Genomic DNA, 17,789 nt, shown 5'->3' on the forward strand with positions numbered 1-17,789 from the left:
TTGAGCACCCAAGACACCCTGGACACCGCGTGGGACGCCCCGCACCCCGAACTCCCCGTTGACGGAACCGTCATCGTTCCGGCGTCCAAGTCGTTGACCAACCGGTATCTTCTGCTTGCAGCCCTGGCCGACGGCCCGTCGCGCATCTCCAACGCGCTGGCCTCCCGCGACTCGGACCTGATGATCGGCGCCCTGCGCGCCCTGGGCACCGGCATCGAAACCCGCCAGGCGGCGGACGGCACCCTGGAGCTGCGCATCACCCCCATGGACCTGGGTGCCGACATGGGACAGGTCGACATCGACTGCGGGCTGGCCGGGACCGTCATGCGCTTTGTTCCCCCGCTGGCCGCGCTGGCCCGCGGCTCCTTCACCTTCGACGGCGACCCGCACGCCCGGCTGCGCCCCATGGCCCCGGTGCTCAACGCGCTGTCCGACCTCGGCGTCCCGCTGGCCGAACACGGCGAACCCGGCCTGCTGCCGGCCACCGTCACCGGCACCGGGTCCCTGGCCGGGGGGCGGATCACGGTCGATGCCTCGGGTTCCTCGCAGTTCATTTCCGCCCTGCTGCTGGTGGCCGCCCGCACCGAACACGGCCTGGAAATCACTGCCGCCGAGGGCCGCATCGCCAGCCCCGACCACATCGAGATGACCGTGGCGACGCTGCGCGAGCTCGGCGTGGTGATCACCCGCCCCGACGAGCGCAGCTGGAAGGTCGAGCCCGGGAGCATCAGCGCCTTCGAGCGCACCATGGAACCGGATTTGTCCAACGCCGGGCCCTTCCTGGCCGCCGCCATGGTCACCGGCGGAACTGTCCGCGTTCCGCACTGGCCCGCCTCCACCACCCAGGTCGGGGACCAGTGGCGCACCATCCTGACCCGCATGGGCGCGAGCGTGACGCACCATGCGGACGGCACCCTGGAACTGACCGGCCCGGCGCAGATCTCCGGCATCGACTACGCGGACGCCTCCGAGCTCGCCCCGACGCTGGCGGCCATCTGCGCCCTGGCCACCGGCCCTTCCAGGCTCACCGGCATCGCGCACCTGCGCGGGCACGAGACCGACCGGCTCGCCGCGCTCGTGACCGAGATCAACAACCTCGGTGGCCGGGCCACCGAGCTGGACGACGGGCTGCTGATCGAACCGGCCCCGCTGCACGGCGGGGCGTTCGCGACCTATGCCGACCACCGCATGGCAACCGCCGGGGCCATCATCGGCCTGGCCGTGCCCGGGGTGAAGGTCCTGGACATCGGGACCACCGCCAAGACCATGCCCGACTTCCCCGAACTTTGGACCACGCTGGCCGCCAGCGGAAAGGCCGCACACTAAGCACATGACACGCAGCACACGGGACTGGGACGAATCGGATGTCCGCATCCGCCCCAACAAAAAAGGCACACGACCCCGCACCAAGGACCGCCCCGCCTACGAGGATGCGCTGATCGGGCGGATCATCACGGTGGACCGCGGCCGCTACCGCGCCATCCTCGACGAGGACACCCCCGAGGAACGGATCGTGATCGCCGCCCGCGCCCGCGAGCTGCGCCGCAACCCGGTGGTCCCCGGGGACTTCGTGGCCCTGGTCGGAGACACCTCCGGGGAGCCTGACACCCTGGCCCGGCTGGTGCGCATCCAGGACCGTTCCACCCTGCTGCGCCGCAGCGCGGACGACACCGACCCGGTGGAGCGCGTCGTGGTGGCCAACGTCGACCAGCTGGTGATCGTGGTGGCCGCGGCCAACCCGGAGCCGCGGACAGGGTTCATCGACCGGGCCATCGTCGCGGCCTTCGACGCGGGCATCCACCCGCTGCTGTGCATCACCAAGGCCGACGTGCGGGACCCGGAACCGTTCCTGGAGAACTACCGGCACCTTGACATCGACATCGTGGTCTCGCGCACCACCGACGAGTCCGCCACCGGCATCGACGCCAGAAGCGCCGACGGGCTCTCGGCCCGGCTGGCCGGCACCCCGGTGGAGGAACTGCGCGAGATGCTCGCCTCGAAGGTCTCGGTGGTCATCGGGCACTCGGGCGTGGGCAAGTCCACGCTGGTCAACGCGCTCACCGGCGCCCAGCGCGCCACCGGCAACGTCAACGCCGTCACCGGGCGCGGACGCCACACCTCCTCCTCGGCGCTGGCGCTGCGCATCGACGATGCCCCGGCCGGCTCCTGGATCATCGACACCCCCGGCATCCGCTCCTTCGGACTCGCCCTGGTGGACCCGGAGAACATCCTCAACGCCTTCGACGACCTTGTCCCGGTCGCCAACCGGTGCGCCCGCGGCTGCACGCACAAGGCCACCGAGCCGAAGTGCGCGCTGGATGCGTGGGTGGCCTCCGGGGAGGCCGGTCCGGTGGGCATTGCCCGACTGGAGTCCTACCGCCGGCTGCTGGGCCAGGACGAGACCGCCGAGGCCAAGGAGCTCGGGGCGCCCTGAGCCTGCGCCGCCCGGGCGTCCCTCCGGGCCCGGGCACCGACCGTTCGCCGCAGGTGCGGCCGCCCCCGGCGGCATCCTGCGAGGCGGGCGGGGCTCGGTGGGATAGGTTTAAGCCTATGAACACCGACGTGATGACCTATAACGATGACCTGCGACTGGCCCACGTCATCGCCGACTCGGTCGATGCCCTGACCCTCTCGCGCTTCAACGCCGTGGACCTGGTGGTGGAGACCAAGCCGGACCTGACCCCGGTCTCGGACGCGGACAAGGCGGCCGAGGAAGCCATCCGCTCGCACATCTCCCGCGCCCGGCCCCGCGATGCGATCACCGGCGAGGAATTCGGCACCACCGGCAAGTCCAACCGGCACTGGGTCATCGACCCGATCGACGGAACCAAGAACTTCGTGCGCGGGGTGCCGGTCTGGGCCACGCTGATCGCGCTGATCGACGACGGGGAGCCGGTCGTCGGGCTGGTCTCCGCCCCGGCACTGAACCGCCGCTGGTGGGCCGCGAAGGACATGGGCGCCTACACCGGCCGCTCCATGGCCAGCGCCCACAAGCTGAAGGTCTCCTCGGTGGCCAAGCTCGAGGACGCCTCGCTGTCCTACTCCTCGCTGACCGGCTGGAAGGAACGCGGGCAGCGCGAGAACTTCATCGAGCTGACCGACTCGCTCTGGCGCACCCGCGCCTACGGGGACTTCTGGTCCTACTGCATGGTCGCCGAGGGCGCCGTGGACCTGGCCGCCGAGCCGGAACTGAACCTCTACGACATGGCCGCCCTGGTGCCGATCGTGCGCGAGGCCGGGGGCCGCTTCACCTCGGTGGAGGGCGTCGATGGCTGCAACGGCGGCAATGCCGTGGCCAGCAACGGCCTGGTCCACGACGCCGCACTGGAAATCCTGAACGCCGGCCGCTAATGCTTCCGGCACCGCTGACCCCGAGCGAGGAAAACTACCTCAAGGCGCTTTACGCGCTGACCGAGTGGGAGAACGAGCCGGTGACCACCGGGAACATCGCCGCGCAGCTGGGCGTGGCCCCGGCGTCGGCGACCTCGATGGTCTCCAAGCTGGCCGGCAAGGACCTTCTGGTCCACCCGCCCTACGGTGCCATCACGTTCACCGAGTCCGGACGCCTGGCCGCGCTGTCCGTGGTGCGCCGGCACCGGCTCATCGAGACTTTCCTGCTCAACGAGCTGGGCTACGCCTGGGACGAGGTGCACGAGGAGGCCGAGCAGCTCGAGCACACGGTTTCGACCCGCTTCATCGAGGCCCTGGCAGCACGCCTGGGACACCCGGCCGCCGACCCGCACGGGGACCCGATCCCCGGACCCGACGGCTCCCTGGCGATGCCCCCGGCGATCCGGCTTGACCGCTTCCAGGCCGCCGGGGCACCCACCGCCGCCGTCGTGTCCCGGATCAGCGACGAGGACCCCGCGTTCCTGCGCCTGTGCACGGAGCTTGGCATCTGGCCGGGGGCCACCATCGAACTGCCGCATCCGCGGATCAGCGACATCGACGCGACCATGCTGTGGGTGCTGTCCGTGCCCACCAACGCCTAGGCAGCGGAACCGGGCGCCGGGAATGGACGAGCCGAAAATACCGGGCGGGCAAGGGGCCCATGGCAGCGCGCAGCCGTGCCGCGACGCGACGACCAACGCCATCGCACCCCAGGCAACCCCGCCAAGGCCCGCACCGCGGATCACCGGCCGGAACCTGGCCGCGGTCGCCGTCGGAGGCCTGTGCGGTGCCGGCCTGCGGGTCGGCCTGGGCCTGTGGTTCCCCGACGGCCCCGGCTTCCCGGCCACCACCCTGGCCATCAATGTCGCAGGCACCGCCGCCCTGGGCGCGCTGACCAGCTACTGGCAGGTGACCCGTCGCGGGCCAGGCTGGCTGCGCGCCGGCGTCGGAACCGGCTTCCTGGGCGCCTTCACGACGTTCTCCGCCCTGATCCTCTTCGCCCTCGGCGCGGGGGCGGGTGCCGCCGTGCTGGATCTGGCGGTCTCGCTGGTGCTGTGCGTGGCGGCGGCCTGGGCGGCCATGGCCGTCGTTGAACGGGTGCTGGACCGCGGAGCACCGGCGGGTCCGGCGCCAGCGGCCGGCTCTCGGCACCCCGGGACCCCGGACGCGGGAGGGCCCACATGAACGCACTTGGCCCCGCCGGCTTCCTGCTCATTGCCGTGGCCGGGGCGTTCGGCGCGTTGCTGCGCTACCTGCTGGATGTCGTGCTCTCCGCCGCGCAGCACCGACGCACCGCCGCGGGAACCCGGATCTTTCCGCTGGGCATCCTGCTGGCAAACACCCTGGCTTGCCTGCTGGTCGGCGGGGGCGCGGCGTGGGCCGCGGGCCACGGAATCGCCTGGCACCCGGATCACCTGGACTCCTGGCCGGGGCTGCTGATCCTGGCCTTGGTTCTGGGCGTGTGCGGGGGGCTGAGCACCATGAGCACCTTCATCGTGGCGGCCGTGTCCCTGTGGCGCTCCGGAGCCCGGGCGATGGCGGCGTCCTACACCGGGCTGACCCTTGGTGCCGGACTGGCTGCCGGGCTTCTCGGCGGCTTGCTGGCATCCCTGCTGCCCTAGCCAGCACGTACCCGCAGGGGCCGGCCATTCCCACGGAGGGCGGGCACCGGATGCGGCACCGCTGGGCGGCCTCCTAGCGTGCGGCGCGCCGCCCGGTGGCCTTCTTGCCGCCGGCCACGTTCTGGCCACGGACGGCAACGGTCAGCGCCAGGCTGATGGCGGTCAGCACTCCCATGCACACCGCCAGGACCGGTTGTCCGGCAATGGCCAGCAACCCCGCACCGGTGGCAAACAGCAAGTGCGCCAAGATCGCATGGTAGGGCTGGGGCAAGCGCAGGCTCGCCTTGGGCGACATGAAAACAGCCCAGAAGACCAGCAACGGCACGACGGTGACAATCAGCGACATCGCGGTGCTCAGCGGCAGTACCACCAGGCCCCAAATTCCAAGCGCACCGAGCAGTGCAACTTCGAGGATGAAGGACACGACCAGCAGTGCAACCACGATGCCACGGGAGGCGCCGCCCCGGGGCGTTCCAGCCGCTGGGGAAGGCGCCGCCGCGGGTTCCTCGGCAACCGGGGTCTCGGTTTGCGGGATCTCGGTTTGCGGGATCTCGCTGTCCGTTGCCGTGGCTTCCCGGTTCCGGGGCGGTCCCGCGGCATCGGGTGCGGCCACGGTTGCGGCAGCGCCATCCGGTTCGGCCGCGGGTGCATCCGGTGTCCGGGCCGGGCCGGGTGCAGGGGTTGCTGAGTCGGAGGCTGCCGTGCTTGCAGGTTCCGGCGCGGCGGCCCCGGATTCCAACGGGTCCGGCTTGACCTTGGAGGCCTTGGCAGGTTGCGTGGCCGCCGCCGGGCGCGATGCCGCTTCCGTCGCGGACGATGCACTGGCCTGGAACGGGCTTTTTGCGGGTTCCTCGCGGGCTGCCGGTTTCTTCACCGAGCTGTCGAAGGCCCCCGTCCGTGCCGTGTCAGCTTGCTTCTTGCCCGCTGCGGGACCGGCTGCCGGGGGCACGGCCTGACTGGTTGCCGGGGCGCCGGGCTTGCCCGGCGCAGGGGAAGCAACCGGGCCGGGTGCAGCGGCCTTGGGAGCCTGCTCCGGAGCGGGGGGCTTGGGGCTCGGGGCACTCTTTGCCGGGGGCACGTTTGCCGTCGGAGCGGGAGCCGGAGCCTGGTTGCCCTTCTCCGTCCGGGCGGGAGCAATCGGTCCGGGCTTGGGCATCGGGCCGGTCTTCGAAGCCGGCGTCCGTGCGGCCTGCGGTGCGGGGACCTGGTTCTTGTTGCCTGGCTTCGTCGCCTGGGCCGCATTTTCCGGCTTGGGCGTGTCGGCAACGGGGGTTCCCGGCTTCGGGGGCTTCGCCACAAAGCCTGCAGGCTTGCCGAAGGTTGCCGGGCTTGGCTTTGAATTCGTCTGCACCGCGGGCGTCCGGGGCGTTCCGTTCGTCGAGTTCGCCGACGCTGGTGCGGTGTTCACAGCAGAAGCAGGCTTGGTGGTGCCGGCAGCCGGCGGTGTCTTCCCGGCCGCGGGTGCGTTTGCCGCAGCTGCGGCCTTGGCAGGCGTTGGGCGCACGGCGTCGGCTGGAACGGCATTCTTCGCCGGAACACCTTTTTTCGATGCTGGCTGCTTCGGCATGTTGGCTTTACCTCGTATGGACTCGACAATGCTCGACATATGCCAAGCCGACAACTTACCGTTCAAGTCTATGACGATCGCCCGGTTGTACTGCAAAATATCAGGTCAGTTGGCATTTCACCGTATTTCAAGGGGCCCGGCGCAGAGCACCGGAGACCGACCTCGGCTGCATCGTCCAGCGCCTCGTGGCATGCCGTACGCATGCCCGATCGTGTCCTATAGGCCGCAGGCCCCACACCCAGGTTGGCTGTGTGCGATTAAGACAAATGATCCGCGGCCCTGTAACAGGACCGCGGATCATTTCTTTGTGGCGGGGACAGGATTTGAACCTGTGACCTCCGGGTTATGAGCCCGGCGAGCTACCGAACTGCTCCACCCCGCGTCAGTAGATACAACAGTACCAGCGTCCCCACGTCATACCTAATCGACCCGTGGTTTCGTCGGATTTTCGCGATTTCCCGGCCAATGCCAACGAGAGGGACGCCAACTACATTGGATTGCTGCATCGAAAAGCGGCTTCAGCGAAATTTACCAAGGTGACGCTCCCCACCATCCCGGCGGAGCCCCGCAGTGCTTGGCAGCAGACAAGGAAAGACCCCGACCAGGTTTCCCTGGTCAGGGTCTTTCTTTCGTGGCGGGGACAGGATTTGAACCTGTGACCTCCGGGTTATGAGCCCGGCGAGCTACCGAACTGCTCCACCCCGCGGCGATATATCAATCATCGCGCACGGGGCTTCGCCGAAGCAAATCCTGGCGGTGTCGCCCTGCTCACATGCCCGGCAGGGCGACACCGGATTGCTCCGCGACCGGTGCCTTACGGCGCCGGGGACTCGGACGGTGCCGGGGTTTCCGATGGCGCAGGAGTCTCGGTGGGAGCCGGGGCGCCCGTCAATTCGTCCTGTGCCTCGGTGGCGCGTTCCAGTGCATCCTGCAGCTTGGTCTGCTCCGCGCCGTACTTGGCGAAGTCGCCCTCGGCCAGTGCGGCCTGTCCGGCCTTGATTGCCGCGTTGGCGTCGCCCAGGGCATCGGTGAGCTGCTGCTCGGCGGTCTGCGTGGCCGGAGGTGTTCCGGGCTCCTCGCCGCCGTCTCCGGTTCCGGTCCCGGTTTCGCTGGTGACCGCGCCGCTGGTCCCCTGGAACACCTGGTCCAGGGCCTCGGCGAGCGTGTCCGCGAATCCGACCTTGTCGCCGAAGGCAACGAGCACCTTGCGCAGGGTCGGGTACGAGGTCTGTCCGGAGGACTGCACGTAGACCGGCTGGACATAGAGGATGCCGCCGCCCACGGGCAGCGAGAGCAGGTTGCCGTTCTTCACTTCCGAGGCGCCCTGGCGCAGCAGGTTCAACGCCTGCGAGACCGTGGCGTTGGAGTCGAAGTTCTGCTGTGCCTGGCCGGGGCCGGGCACGGAGAGCTCACGCGGGATGGCCAGCAGGCGGAGCTTGCCATAGCCCTCGCCCTTGACGCCGGCCTTGTTGCCGGCATCGGCCTCGGCCGCCAGGAAGCCGAACAGCACGTTGCGCTGCTGGCCGCCCGGGGCGGTCTGCGGGATGAACGTCGAGGTCAGCGAGAAGGCTTCCTTCTCCTGCTTCGGCATCTTCAGCGACAGGTAGTACGGGGGCTGCTTGACGCTCGCGTTGGACTGCGTCGGGTCGGAGGGGACCGACCAGGCATCGTTGGAGTCGTAGAATCCGCCGGGATCGGTCACGTGGTACGTGGCCAGCAGTTCGCGCTGGACCTTGAACAGGTCCTCGGGGTAGCGCACGTGGCTCATCAGCTCGGCGGACATGTCCTTGTAGGACTTGATGTTCGTCGGGAAGACCTTCTGCCAGGCCTGCAGCAGCGGTTCCTCGGGTTCCCATGCGTAGAGCGTGACCGAACCGTCGTACGCGTCCACGGTTGCCTTGACCGAGTTGCGGATGTAGTTGATCTGCCCCGTCGCGGCCACCGCGCGGGTGCCGCCGGTCAGCGAGTCGGTGACCGCCGAGTCCAGTGCCTGCTGCTTGGAGTACGGGTAGTTCTTCGAGGTCGTGTAGGCATCGACGATCCACTGCACGCGTCCATCGACGATCGCCGGGTAGGCGTTGGAGTCCACGGTCAGGTAGGGCGCGACCTTCTTGACGCGGTCCTTGGGGTTGCGGTCGTAGAGGATCTGCGACTCGGAGTTGATCGCATCCGAGAGCAACAGGTCGGTGGAGGCGAACTTCAGCGAGTACACCAGGCGGTTGAAGAAGTTGCCCACCGAGGGCCCTCCGTCGCCATCGAAGGTGTTGCGGGTGTCTTCGCTGCCCGCACCGGAGGCCGGGCGGTCGAGCTCGCGCGGCTCCCAGCCCTCGGGGCCGCCGACGATCGAGTAGTCGGGCGAGGTTTCGCCGAAGTAGATCCGCGGTTCGTAGGTGTCGTCGTTGCCCAGCACGCCCTGGGTCGGGATGCCGGACAGCATGAAGTCCGGGCGCCCGCCGGCTGCCACGCGGTTGCCGTAGGCGGCAACCAGGCCGTAGCCGTGGGTGTAGGTGATGTGCTGGTTGACCCAGGTGTCACCCGGGTCGACGTTGAGCTCGCGCACGCCGATGACGGTGTCTTCGGTCTTGCCGTCGATCTCGTAGCGGTCCACGTTCAGCGTCTTGGTGAACTTGTAGTACGTGCGGAACTGCTGCAGCTGGTCGAACGCGGCCGAGACCAGGTTCGGGTCCAGCAGGCGGATGTTGGTGGTCGTTGCCGAGTCCTTGGACAACGCGTTCTTCTGCGGGTTCAGCTGGACGTCGTACGGCGTCTCCTCGACCGAATCCAGGCCGTAGGCCTTGCGCGTCATCTCGATGTTCTTCTGGATGAATTCGCGTTCCAGCGTCTTTTCCGACGGGACGACCTGGTACTGCTGCACGATGAACGGGTAGATGCCCCCGGCGACGATGACCGTCACCAGCAGCATCGCGGTGCCGATGATCGGCAGGCGCCAGCGGCCCATGATGGCCCCGACGATGAAGGTCACCGCGACCAGCACGGCGGCGATCGCCAGGATCGTCTTGGTCGGGATGACAGCGTGCACGTCGGTGTACAGGGCGCCGGCCACGCGGCCGTTTTGCGAGAGCAGCGTGGAGTAGCGGTCGACCCAGAAGTTCACGGCCTGCAGCAGCAGGAAGGCCACGGCGAAGACCGCGATGTGGATGCGGGCGGGCTTGCCGATGACAACGCCGCCGCGCTCCTCGATGCGGATGCCGCCGTAGAGGTAGTGGGTCAGCAGGCCGGCGATCCCGGCGATGAGCACCACGGAGATCAGGTAGCCGGTCAGCAGGCCGATGAACGGCAGCGAGAACATGTAGAAGGACAGGTCCATGCCGAACTGCGGGTCGGTCTCACCGAAGTCGACCTGGTTGAAGAAGAGCAGCACTTCCTTCCACTGCGAGGTGACCGCGGTGGCGGCAAAGATGCCGATCACCACCGGCACGCCGATCATCAGCAGGCGGCGCATCGGTTCGAGCTGCGACTGGTACTTGGACATGTTGTCCTGGCGCTGCCCGTCCGGGGCGTAGACCGGCCGCGAACGGTAGGCCAGGCGCAGGGAGAGCCAGGTTGCCGCGCCCATGAGCAGGAAGGCGACCACGAAGATCGCTGCCTTGGACAGGTACTCGGTCCAGAACACGCGTTCAAAGCCGAGCTGGTTGAACCACAGCACATCCGCGTAGACGCTGGAGACGAAGACGAAAATGGCGACCAGGATGCCGATCACGATGATCGTGGGCATCAGTGGGGATGGTCGTCGCTGGTGCGGCTGCGGGTCGGGACGTCCTTCGGGACCCCGTGGGGGCCCTCCGAAGGGGCTGCCGGTGCCAAAACTCAATTTATACCTCTACCGTTGGAACGATTGGCGCGCAGAAAGCGCACCGGAAGTGTGTCTTTGTTCTCTATTCTGCCTTGCATGGCCGCCCGGCGGGGCACCCTAAAGGATGATGTCGCACAAATGTGAGCCGATTGTGACCCGGTCCCCGCTTGGGCTCCCGCTCCCCGCAAGGGGAACCGCCGGCGCTAGCCGCAGCCGGGGAAGGACGCCGGGTCCTTGCCCGCGCCGATCCCTTCGACCGCCGCGCGTGCCTCGGAGAGCGTGGCCACCTTGATGACGTCGAGCCCGTCGGGGATCCTGCCGACCACGTCGGGGCAGTTCTCCGCCGGGGCCAGGAAGTACGATGCGCCCTGGTCGCGGGCGCCGACGAGCTTCTGCGCGATGCCGCCGATCGGCTCGACCTTGCCGTCGGCCGTGATGGCCCCGGTCCCGGCAAAGTGCTTGCCCCCGGTCATCTCGCCCGGGGTGAGCGTATCGACGATGGCCAGGGCGAACATCATCCCGGCGCTGGGCCCGCCGACGTTCTCCAGCCCGAACTTGGCCTGCAGCGGGAAGTCGAAGCTGCCCGAGAGCAGGATCCCGAGCTGGCGCTGGCCCCCGGCCCCCTCGGTGGTGGACACCGTGACCTCGGCCCGCTTCCCGTCGCGCAGGATCCCCAGGACGCTGGGCTTCGCGCCGGCGGCATCGAGCTGCTTCTTGAGCGCATCCAGGTCGGTGATCTTGTGCCCGTTGATGGTTTCGAGCCGGTCGGAGATCTTCAGCACGCCGGAATTCTGCTGGGTCGCGAATCCCACGACGCCCAGGTGGCTGGAGAAGGGGATGTCCAGCTCGTGCAGGGCCGCGGCGGTGGACAGCTGCTGCGAGTCGTCCATCATCACGGTGTTCTGTTCGCTCTGTTCGGTGGTGGTGGTGCCCCGCGGCAGCACCGTCTCCTCGGGGACCACGTCCTGGGTCGGGTCGATCCAGCCCCAGAGCACGTTGAAGAACGGCAGCCGAGCCTGGCCCCCGCCCTGGACGTACACCGTGGTCATGTCCAGCTCGCCGGAGGTCGGGTAGGTCTGCTCTCCGCTGATGCTCAGGAGCTTGGTCCCGTTGACGGACCCGATGGTGTTCAGCGCCGGGCCGGCGGATTCGACCACGAAGTGGGTCGGCAGCAGCGTCGCGGCCGCGATCAGCACCATCGTGATCCAGCCGGCGACCGCGCGGTTGCGCCGCATCCGCGCCGTCCCGGGGTCCGGTGCGGGCCAGCGGTGCAGCAGCGGGCCGTGGTCGGCGCCGTCCGGGCCCTGCGTTCCTTCGGTCCCCGCGGCGTTCAGGCCGGCCCGGTCCCCGGCTTCTTCATGCGCTGCTGGCACGATTCCCTCTTTCATTGCTGGTCTCTGCGCCCCGCGGGGCGAGGCGTGCGCCGCGCGCCACGAGCAGCCTCAAGCCTACAAGCCCGGGCCGCGGCGGTCGTGTGCGGCACGGATGCGAGGCGCTGCTTCACAGCGGGTTCCGATGTGCCCACAGCGAACTGGCAACCCGGAGCTTGGGCCGATCCCCGGGCCCGGGGGTACCGTTGAACCATGGCTGAGAATCCCCCATCAAACCGACCCGACGACTCCGGCAACGACGACGAGAACCCGAAGGATCCGTTCTCCGAGATGTTCGGCTCGCTCTTTGGCGGTGCTGGCGGATTCGACCCGAAAAACCTCCCCGAGGGCCTGGGCGAGGCCATGGGCCTGTCCAACAACCCCGAAGCCATGGCGCAGATGATGGCGCAGGCCCAGGCCATGATGTCCGCCATGGCCCAGGGCGGCTCCGGCCCGGTGAACTGGAAGATGGCCACCGATGCGGCACGCCAGGCCATAGCCAAGGACGACCCCTCGGTTTCCGCTTCCCGCGCCGCCGCCGTGGCCTCCGCGGCCCGGCTGGCCGAGATGTGGCTCGATGCCGCCACGGTGTTCGAGGCCGACGGCAGCGAATGCCGCGCCTTCTCCCGCGCCGAGTGGGTCGAAAAGACCATGCCGGTGTGGAAGTCGCTGACCACGCCGGTCGCCGAGTCCGTCGGCAAGGCCATCACCTCCGCGCTCTCCGAGCAGATCCCCGAGCAGATGCGGCCGATGATGGGCGGGGCACAGGGCATGCTCCAGTCCCTGGGCGGCACCATGTTCGGCATGCAGCTGGGCACGGCCGTCGGCGGCCTGGCCAAGGACGTGCTGGGCGCCACCGACATCGGGCTTCCGCTGGCCGGGTCCACCCCCGCGCTGGTGCCGACCAACCTCGCCGCGTTCGGCGAGGGCCTTGAGGTTCCCGAGCAAGAGATCCTGCTTTTTGCCGCGCTGCGCGAATGCGCCCACGCCCGGTTGTTCAACCGCGTGCCGTGGCTGCGCTCCTCGGTGATCTCCTCGGTGGAGGCCTACGCCCGCGGCATCCACATCGACATGTCGCGCATCGAGGAAGCCGTGCGGGACATCGACCCGAGCAATCCCGAGTCCTTCCAGTCCTTGATGGGCGAGGGGCTGTTCATGCCCCAGCGCACCGCGGCACAGGAAACCGCGCTGGCCAAGCTCGAGCTGGTGCTGGCGCTGATCGAGGGCTGGGTCGACGAGGTCGTCGCCGCGGCCGCGGTGAACCTGCCCCAGGCAACCCGGCTGCGCGAAACCATCCGCCGCCGCCGGGCCACCGGCGGACCGGCGGAGAACGCGTTCGCCTCGCTGGTGGGACTGGAATTGCGTCCGCGGCGCCTGCGCGAGGCGGCGGCCCTCTGGGCGCACCTGTTGACCGAGCGCGGGCAGGAGGGGCGCGACGCCGTGTGGGCGCACCCCGACCTGCTGCCGACCGAAGAGGACCTGATGGACCCGACCGGGTTCACCTCGCGCCGCCAGCTGGCCGAGGCCAGCATGGATGACATCGACGCCGCGCTGAGCAAGCTGCTCGACGGAGGGTTCGACGAGCCCGCGGCGGGCAGCGGCGATGACGACGGCACCGGGGAAGCCGATGGAACCGGCGGAACCGACGGAGACGGAACCGACAAGGGTCCCGAAGCGGGCAATCCCACGGACAGCTCCACCGACAAGTAGTCCACCGGCGGGCGTTCCGCCGGTCGTGGAGGGTCTTGGACAAGGGGTGCCGGCGCATTGCGCGCCGGCACCCCTTCGCGATTCCCGGTGGATCCGCCCGGCCGGCGGCTCAGCCGAACAACCGGTACGGATCTCCCGCTTCCCCGCCGTGGACACCGCCGCCAAAACCGTCCCGGGCTCCGGGGCCACCGAGCTCGTCGAGGTCCCCGAAGTCGTCGAAGTCGTCTTCCGCATCCAACGTACGTGCCGGTTGCGCCGCGGCAGTCTTGGCCGCGTGGAAGCCGTGGCTGGCCCCGGACAGGAAGATGGTGGCATCGTGCACCCGCGGGTAGCGGGACAAGGCGGCCTTGAACCGCGGGCCGTGGCCGTCGCGCGGCTCCACCAGGTGGGCCAGTTCGTGGGCCAGCACGTAGTCCTGAACCCACTGCGGCATCGACCGGAGCCGGTCCGAGAGCCGGATCCGCCGGGTCTGGAGGCTGGCCGAACCCCAGCGCGAGTTCTGGTTCGAGACCCAACGCACCGAGGCCGGTGCGGCCAGGCGTCCGAAGAGCTCCGCATCCATGGCGTGCGCCCGGGCCAGCAGCAGGGCATCGGGGTCCGCCCCGGCGCCCCGGACGACCTTGCGCATGACCTTCTTGACCATGTCCGCCACCAGCATGCGCTCGGCGTGCTCGGTGAGGCCCGCGGGCACGGAGACGACCATGGTGTCCTGCTTCCACGCCCCGGAGATCGTCTTCTTGCGCCGGGACGAGCGCACCACGCGGATGGGGGTGCCCGTCTCGTCCACGTATTCGATGGTGGATGGTTGGGTGCGCATGCTTTGTCCTTTCCGCCGCGCCTGTGCTGCCGTTTTCTTGCCGTCCGCGGACCTTGCCCCGGTGCCGCCTCCGCGCCGCTTTCCCGCTCCGGGGTGTGGATAACCGCGGCGGCGTTCGCGGCCCGGTGCCACGATGGGTTCATGCAGGGCACCGGCCACGAGGATTCGCGCCGGGGCCGCCGTTCCCGAAGGAGCAACATCATGAGGATCAACCCGGGCTTGCAGGTACTCAGCCTAATGGAGGGCGTGGTGCAAATCGGCACCGGGCAGCGCGCCCGGTGGATAACCGGGCTGAGCGCGGCCGAAAAACGGTTCGTGCTCTCCCTGGGCACCGAGGAGCAAGGCCCCGCGGTACCCACGGAGGGCCACGCGAAAGGCCAGCCGACGGAGCAGGGGCCCGATGCCGCCCGGCGCAGCGAGATCCTGGAGATGCTGGCCCCGGTGCTGCTGGATACCCCGGCCCAGCTGCCGCCCGGCGCCCGGCCGGGATCCGGCCACGGGCTCGGGGCGCGGCTGGTGCCCGATGTGCGGCAGTGGAGCGCGGCCTACCAGATGGACGCGGCCGAAGTGCTCGCACGCCGGGCCGGTGCCCGGGTCGCGTTGCAGGGATGCGGGAGGATGGGCCAGCTGTTGGCGCACATCCTGGCCGCAGCGGGCGTCGGTTCGCTGATGCTCAGCGATGCGGCGTCGATGGATGCCGGGGACCTGGGCGCCGGGACCACCGGCATCGGCAGCGTCGGCACCCCGCGGGCCCGCGCCACGGCCCGGGCGCTGGCGTCCCTGTACCCGCACCTGGTGGTGGCCGAGACCGGGCACCGAAGCCCCGATGCCCCGCCGCTGGACATGGCGGTGGTGCTCTCCGGCGGGATGCTCCCGCCGCTGGAATCGCTGCCCACGGATGCCGCGATGCTGCCGGTGCTGTTCACCGATTCGGGGATGAACCTCGGCCCGCTGTGCCTTCCGGGGCTGACCATGTGCGAACGCTGCGTGTGGGAACAGTGCGACCCGACGCTGCGGTTGCTCGCCGACGCCGGGGTCGGCGCGCGGGTCCCGGGGCTGCGCCCGGAGGCGTCGCTGGCCGCCGTCGCCGCGGGGACGGCCGCGATGCAGGTGCTGATGGTGCTGGACCGCATCAACATCCCCGCCGCCGCCGGCTCGATGCTCGTGTGCGACCTGCCCACCGGGTCCACCACCATGGTTCCGGCCAAGGTGCGTCCGCGCTGCAACTGCCTGGACTCGCTGGCCGCCTGAAGCCCCGCTCCGGCGCACCGTCCGGAATCCCGCGTTGCGCCGGAGCCCGGCCCCGAAGGTCGGACGATTCCGGGAATCCCGGCGGGTCGCGACGCCGGTCAGTCCAGGGTTTCCCCGCCCAGGATCGCCAGCACCGCCTCGCCGTAGCGCTCCAGCTTGCCCTTGCCGACCCCCGAGACCCGGCCCAGGTCCGAGAGCCCGGAGGGCTTCGCCTCGGCGATCGCCATCAGCGTCGCATCGGTGAAGATCACGAAGGCCGGCAGCGAGTTGGCCTGGGCGACCGACAGCCGCCAGGCGCGCAGGGATTCGAACACGGCCTCGTCGTAGCCGGCGGGGCAGTTCCCGCAGCGGCCCAGCTTCCGCTCGGTGGCACTGGTCAGCAGCGTGCCACAGACCCGGCACATCGGCGGACCGGCCGGGGCCCGCCGCCGGACGGCCCGCGGGGCCGCGGCCGTCGATGAGGTTCCCGCCGGGCGCAGCCCGTCCAGGAAGCGCGAGGGCCGCCGGTTGGCCCGTCCCCCGGGGGTGCGCGCCAGCGACCAGGACAGCCCCAGGTGCATGCGGGCGCGGGTGATGCCCACGTAGAGCAGCCGGCGTTCCTCGTCGTAGCCGGCCTGGTCGTCGGCGAAGGAGATCGGCATCAGCCCCTCGGAGAGCCCGACCAGGAACACCGCGTCCCACTCCAGGCCCTTGGCCGCGTGCAGCGAGGCCAGCGTGACGCCCTGCAGCGTCGGTGCGTGCTGGCTGGCGGCGCGCTCCTCCAACTCGGCGACGAAGAGCCCCAGGGTGAACGGGGTCTCGGCCCCGGCCCGTGCCTCGGCCATCTCGTCGGCGAGCGCCACCAGGGCGGAGAGCGACTCCCATTTCTCGCGCACCGCGCCGGAGGCGGCCGGGGCCGTGGCGCTGTAGCCCAGGGAGACCAGGATGTCGCGGGTCAGCTTCGGGACCGAGTCGCCGTCGGCCTCGGTGGTGGCGTGGCGGGCGGCGGAGCGCAATTGCAGCATCGCGTCGCGGACCTCGCGCCGGGCGAAGAAGCGTTCCCCGCCGCGCAGCAGGTAGCCGACCCCGGCGGAGGCCAGGGCCTGCTCATAGGCGGCGGACTGCCCATTGGTCCGGTACAGGATCGCGATTTCCGCCGCGGGGGTGCCGGCCGCGATCAGCTTCTTGATCCGCTGCGCGATCTCCGCGGCCTCGGCCTCGTCGTCCTTCGCCTCGAAGAAGCTCGGCTCCGGGCCGTTTTCCCGCTGCGCGATCAGTTCCAGCGGCGTGGGCCAGGGATGGTCGCGGTCCGGCACCCCGGCCTCGGGGCGGCGGGCGGCCAGCACCCGGTTGGCCAGGTGCACCACCTGCGGGGTGGAACGGTAGTCGCGCACCAGCTTGACCACCGGGGCGTGCTCGTAGCGCGCGGTGAAGTCCAAGAGGTGCCGCGGGGTGGCACCGGTGAAGGAATAGATGGTCTGCGAGGCATCCCCCACCACGCACAACTCGTCGCGCCCGCCGAGCCACAGATCCAGCAGGCGTTGCTGCAGCGGGGAAACGTCCTGATACTCGTCGACCACGAAGTGCCGGTACTGGCCGCGCACCGAGGCCGCGACCCGCTCGTCGTCCTCCAGGATCGCCACGGTCAGCAGCAACACGTCCTCGAAGTCGATGAACTGCCGATCGGTCTTCACGTCCTCGTAGGACTGGAAGATCCGCGCGACGGTGGTCGGGTCCAGCCCGCCGGGTTCCCCGCGGTCGGCGGCCGCGGCGGCGGCGACGTAGGACTCGGGGGTCAGCATCGAGACCTTCGCCCATTCGATCTCGCTGGCCAGGTCGCGCACGGTGGCGCGGTCCGCGTTGGTGCGCAGCCGGCGTGCCGCCTCGGTGATCAGCGGCGCCTTGTAGTCGACGATGTTCGGCAGGTTCCCGCCGATGGCCTGCGGCCAGAAGTACTGCAGCTGGCGCAGCGCGGCGGCGTGGAAGGTGCGGGTCTGCACGGCCCCGGCGCCCAGTTCGCGCAGCCGGGAGCGCATTTCCGCCGCGGCCCGGGCGGTGAAGGTCACCGCGAGCATCGAGGAGGGCTTGTACACCCCGGTGTGCACGCCGTAGGCGATGCGGTGGGTGATGGCGCGGGTCTTGCCGGTGCCGGCCCCGGCCAGCACGCACAGCGGGCCGCGCAGCGTCGTGGCGACCATGCGCTGTTCATCGTCCAGCCCGCCCAGGATCCGGTCCTCCAGGGCGCTGGTTCCGGTTGCTTCGTCCATGT

The 17,789-nt window shown here is 69.9% G+C and carries 14 protein-coding genes and 2 tRNA genes; 9 read left to right on the forward strand and 7 right to left on the reverse strand.

From position 1 onward, the window contains the following. From aroA to FPY90_RS06650, 6 genes are all read left to right on the forward strand, one after another. Positions 1 to 1,326, forward strand: coding sequence for a 3-phosphoshikimate 1-carboxyvinyltransferase (gene aroA / locus FPY90_RS06625; RefSeq protein ID WP_498684613.1), 1,326 nt, complete (start codon positions 1 to 3; stop codon positions 1,324 to 1,326). A 4-nt stretch (positions 1,327 to 1,330) separates the two neighbouring features. Beyond that, positions 1,331 to 2,434 carry a ribosome small subunit-dependent GTPase A gene (gene rsgA / locus FPY90_RS06630; protein ID WP_071213119.1) on the forward strand — a complete coding sequence of 368 codons (1,104 nt, stop codon included), beginning with the start codon at positions 1,331 to 1,333 and terminating at the stop codon, positions 2,432 to 2,434. A 116-nt stretch (positions 2,435 to 2,550) separates the two neighbouring features. Continuing rightward, positions 2,551 to 3,351 carry a histidinol-phosphatase gene (gene hisN, locus FPY90_RS06635; RefSeq protein ID WP_071213118.1) on the forward strand — a complete coding sequence of 267 codons (801 nt, stop codon included), beginning with the start codon at positions 2,551 to 2,553 and terminating at the stop codon, positions 3,349 to 3,351. Continuing rightward, positions 3,351 to 3,992 carry a metal-dependent transcriptional regulator gene (locus tag FPY90_RS06640; RefSeq protein WP_071213117.1) on the forward strand — a complete coding sequence of 214 codons (642 nt, stop codon included), beginning with the start codon at positions 3,351 to 3,353 and terminating at the stop codon, positions 3,990 to 3,992. The genes hisN and FPY90_RS06640 overlap by 1 nt, the downstream gene beginning before the upstream one ends. A 22-nt stretch (positions 3,993 to 4,014) precedes the next feature. Then, positions 4,015 to 4,575 (forward strand): fluoride efflux transporter FluC, encoded by a 561-nt coding sequence (locus tag FPY90_RS06645; RefSeq protein ID WP_498684615.1) that lies wholly within the window; start codon positions 4,015 to 4,017, stop codon positions 4,573 to 4,575. Then, a complete protein-coding gene (locus FPY90_RS06650) occupies positions 4,572 to 5,012 on the forward strand; it encodes a fluoride efflux transporter FluC (RefSeq protein WP_498684616.1) in 441 nt (146 codons plus the stop codon). Before FPY90_RS06645 ends, FPY90_RS06650 begins: the two co-directional genes overlap by 4 nt. A 73-nt stretch (positions 5,013 to 5,085) precedes the next feature. On the opposite strand, the gene FPY90_RS06655 is transcribed toward FPY90_RS06650, so the two are convergent. Together FPY90_RS06655 and FPY90_RS06660 are read right to left on the reverse strand one after the other, a co-directional pair. Then, positions 5,086 to 6,420: a YrdB family protein gene (locus FPY90_RS06655; protein ID WP_498684618.1), complete on the reverse strand. Its 1,335-nt coding sequence runs from the start codon at positions 6,418 to 6,420 to the stop codon at positions 5,086 to 5,088. Positions 6,421 to 6,887: 467 nt separating this feature from the next. Further along, positions 6,888 to 6,961: transfer RNA gene (locus FPY90_RS06660), tRNA-Met, on the reverse strand. Between the two features lie 49 nt (positions 6,962 to 7,010). Here FPY90_RS06660 and FPY90_RS06665 point away from each other — a divergent pair. After that, positions 7,011 to 7,238 (forward strand): hypothetical protein, encoded by a 228-nt coding sequence (locus FPY90_RS06665; protein ID WP_498684619.1) that lies wholly within the window; start codon positions 7,011 to 7,013, stop codon positions 7,236 to 7,238. Here FPY90_RS06665 and FPY90_RS06670 read toward each other — a convergent pair. The 3 genes from FPY90_RS06670 to FPY90_RS06680 form a co-directional block, all read right to left on the reverse strand. Further along, a tRNA-Met gene (locus tag FPY90_RS06670) sits at positions 7,212 to 7,285 on the reverse strand. The two genes, FPY90_RS06665 and FPY90_RS06670, sit on opposite strands and share 27 nt — an antisense overlap. 108 nt (positions 7,286 to 7,393) lie before the next feature. Further along, positions 7,394 to 10,315, reverse strand: coding sequence for a UPF0182 family membrane protein (locus FPY90_RS06675; protein ID WP_498684622.1), 2,922 nt, complete (start codon positions 10,313 to 10,315; stop codon positions 7,394 to 7,396). A 281-nt stretch (positions 10,316 to 10,596) separates the two neighbouring features. Further along, positions 10,597 to 11,766, reverse strand: a complete 1,170-nt coding sequence (locus FPY90_RS06680; protein WP_498684624.1) for a YlbL family protein — start codon at positions 11,764 to 11,766, stop codon at positions 10,597 to 10,599. A 210-nt stretch (positions 11,767 to 11,976) separates the two neighbouring features. Here FPY90_RS06680 and FPY90_RS06685 point away from each other — a divergent pair, with 210 nt between their 5' ends. After that, positions 11,977 to 13,473 carry a zinc-dependent metalloprotease gene (locus FPY90_RS06685; protein WP_498684626.1) on the forward strand — a complete coding sequence of 499 codons (1,497 nt, stop codon included), beginning with the start codon at positions 11,977 to 11,979 and terminating at the stop codon, positions 13,471 to 13,473. 109 nt (positions 13,474 to 13,582) lie between these two features. Here the strand turns inward: FPY90_RS06685 and FPY90_RS06690 are convergent, their stop codons facing one another. Continuing rightward, on the reverse strand, positions 13,583 to 14,290 hold the full coding sequence (locus FPY90_RS06690) for a M48 metallopeptidase family protein (protein ID WP_498684627.1): 708 nt from the start codon (positions 14,288 to 14,290) through the stop codon (positions 13,583 to 13,585). Between the two features lie 201 nt (positions 14,291 to 14,491). On the opposite strand from FPY90_RS06690, the gene FPY90_RS06695 reads away from it, so the two are divergent. After that, the gene (locus tag FPY90_RS06695) at positions 14,492 to 15,541 is read left to right on the forward strand and encodes a ThiF family adenylyltransferase (RefSeq protein ID WP_498684629.1); all 1,050 of its coding nucleotides are present in this window, start codon (positions 14,492 to 14,494) and stop codon (positions 15,539 to 15,541) included. 98 nt (positions 15,542 to 15,639) lie between these two features. On the opposite strand, the gene FPY90_RS06700 is transcribed toward FPY90_RS06695, so the two are convergent. Next, entirely contained in the window at positions 15,640 to 17,787 is a 2,148-nt protein-coding gene (locus tag FPY90_RS06700; RefSeq protein ID WP_498684631.1) for an ATP-dependent DNA helicase UvrD2, read from the reverse strand. Positions 17,788 to 17,789: the final 2 nt, after the last annotated feature.

The organism is Arthrobacter sp. C2 (genome assembly GCA_024207135.1).
GTDB lineage: Bacteria > Actinomycetota > Actinomycetes > Actinomycetales > Micrococcaceae > Paeniglutamicibacter.

Coding starts and splice junctions, on each gene's coding strand:
- rsgA (WP_071213119.1), top strand. CDS start 1,331: ATGACACGCAGCACACGGGACTGGGACGAATCGGATGTCCGCATCCGC.
- hisN (WP_071213118.1), top strand. CDS start 2,551: ATGAACACCGACGTGATGACCTATAACGATGACCTGCGACTGGCCCAC.
- FPY90_RS06640 (WP_071213117.1), top strand. CDS start 3,351: ATGCTTCCGGCACCGCTGACCCCGAGCGAGGAAAACTACCTCAAGGCG.
- FPY90_RS06645 (WP_498684615.1), top strand. CDS start 4,015: ATGGACGAGCCGAAAATACCGGGCGGGCAAGGGGCCCATGGCAGCGCG.
- FPY90_RS06650 (WP_498684616.1), top strand. CDS start 4,572: ATGAACGCACTTGGCCCCGCCGGCTTCCTGCTCATTGCCGTGGCCGGG.
- FPY90_RS06675 (WP_498684622.1), bottom strand. CDS start 10,315: ATGCCCACGATCATCGTGATCGGCATCCTGGTCGCCATTTTCGTCTTC.
- FPY90_RS06685 (WP_498684626.1), top strand. CDS start 11,977: ATGGCTGAGAATCCCCCATCAAACCGACCCGACGACTCCGGCAACGAC.
- FPY90_RS06690 (WP_498684627.1), bottom strand. CDS start 14,290: ATGCGCACCCAACCATCCACCATCGAATACGTGGACGAGACGGGCACC.
- FPY90_RS06695 (WP_498684629.1), top strand. CDS start 14,492: ATGAGGATCAACCCGGGCTTGCAGGTACTCAGCCTAATGGAGGGCGTG.
- FPY90_RS06700 (WP_498684631.1), bottom strand. CDS start 17,787: ATGGACGAAGCAACCGGAACCAGCGCCCTGGAGGACCGGATCCTGGGC.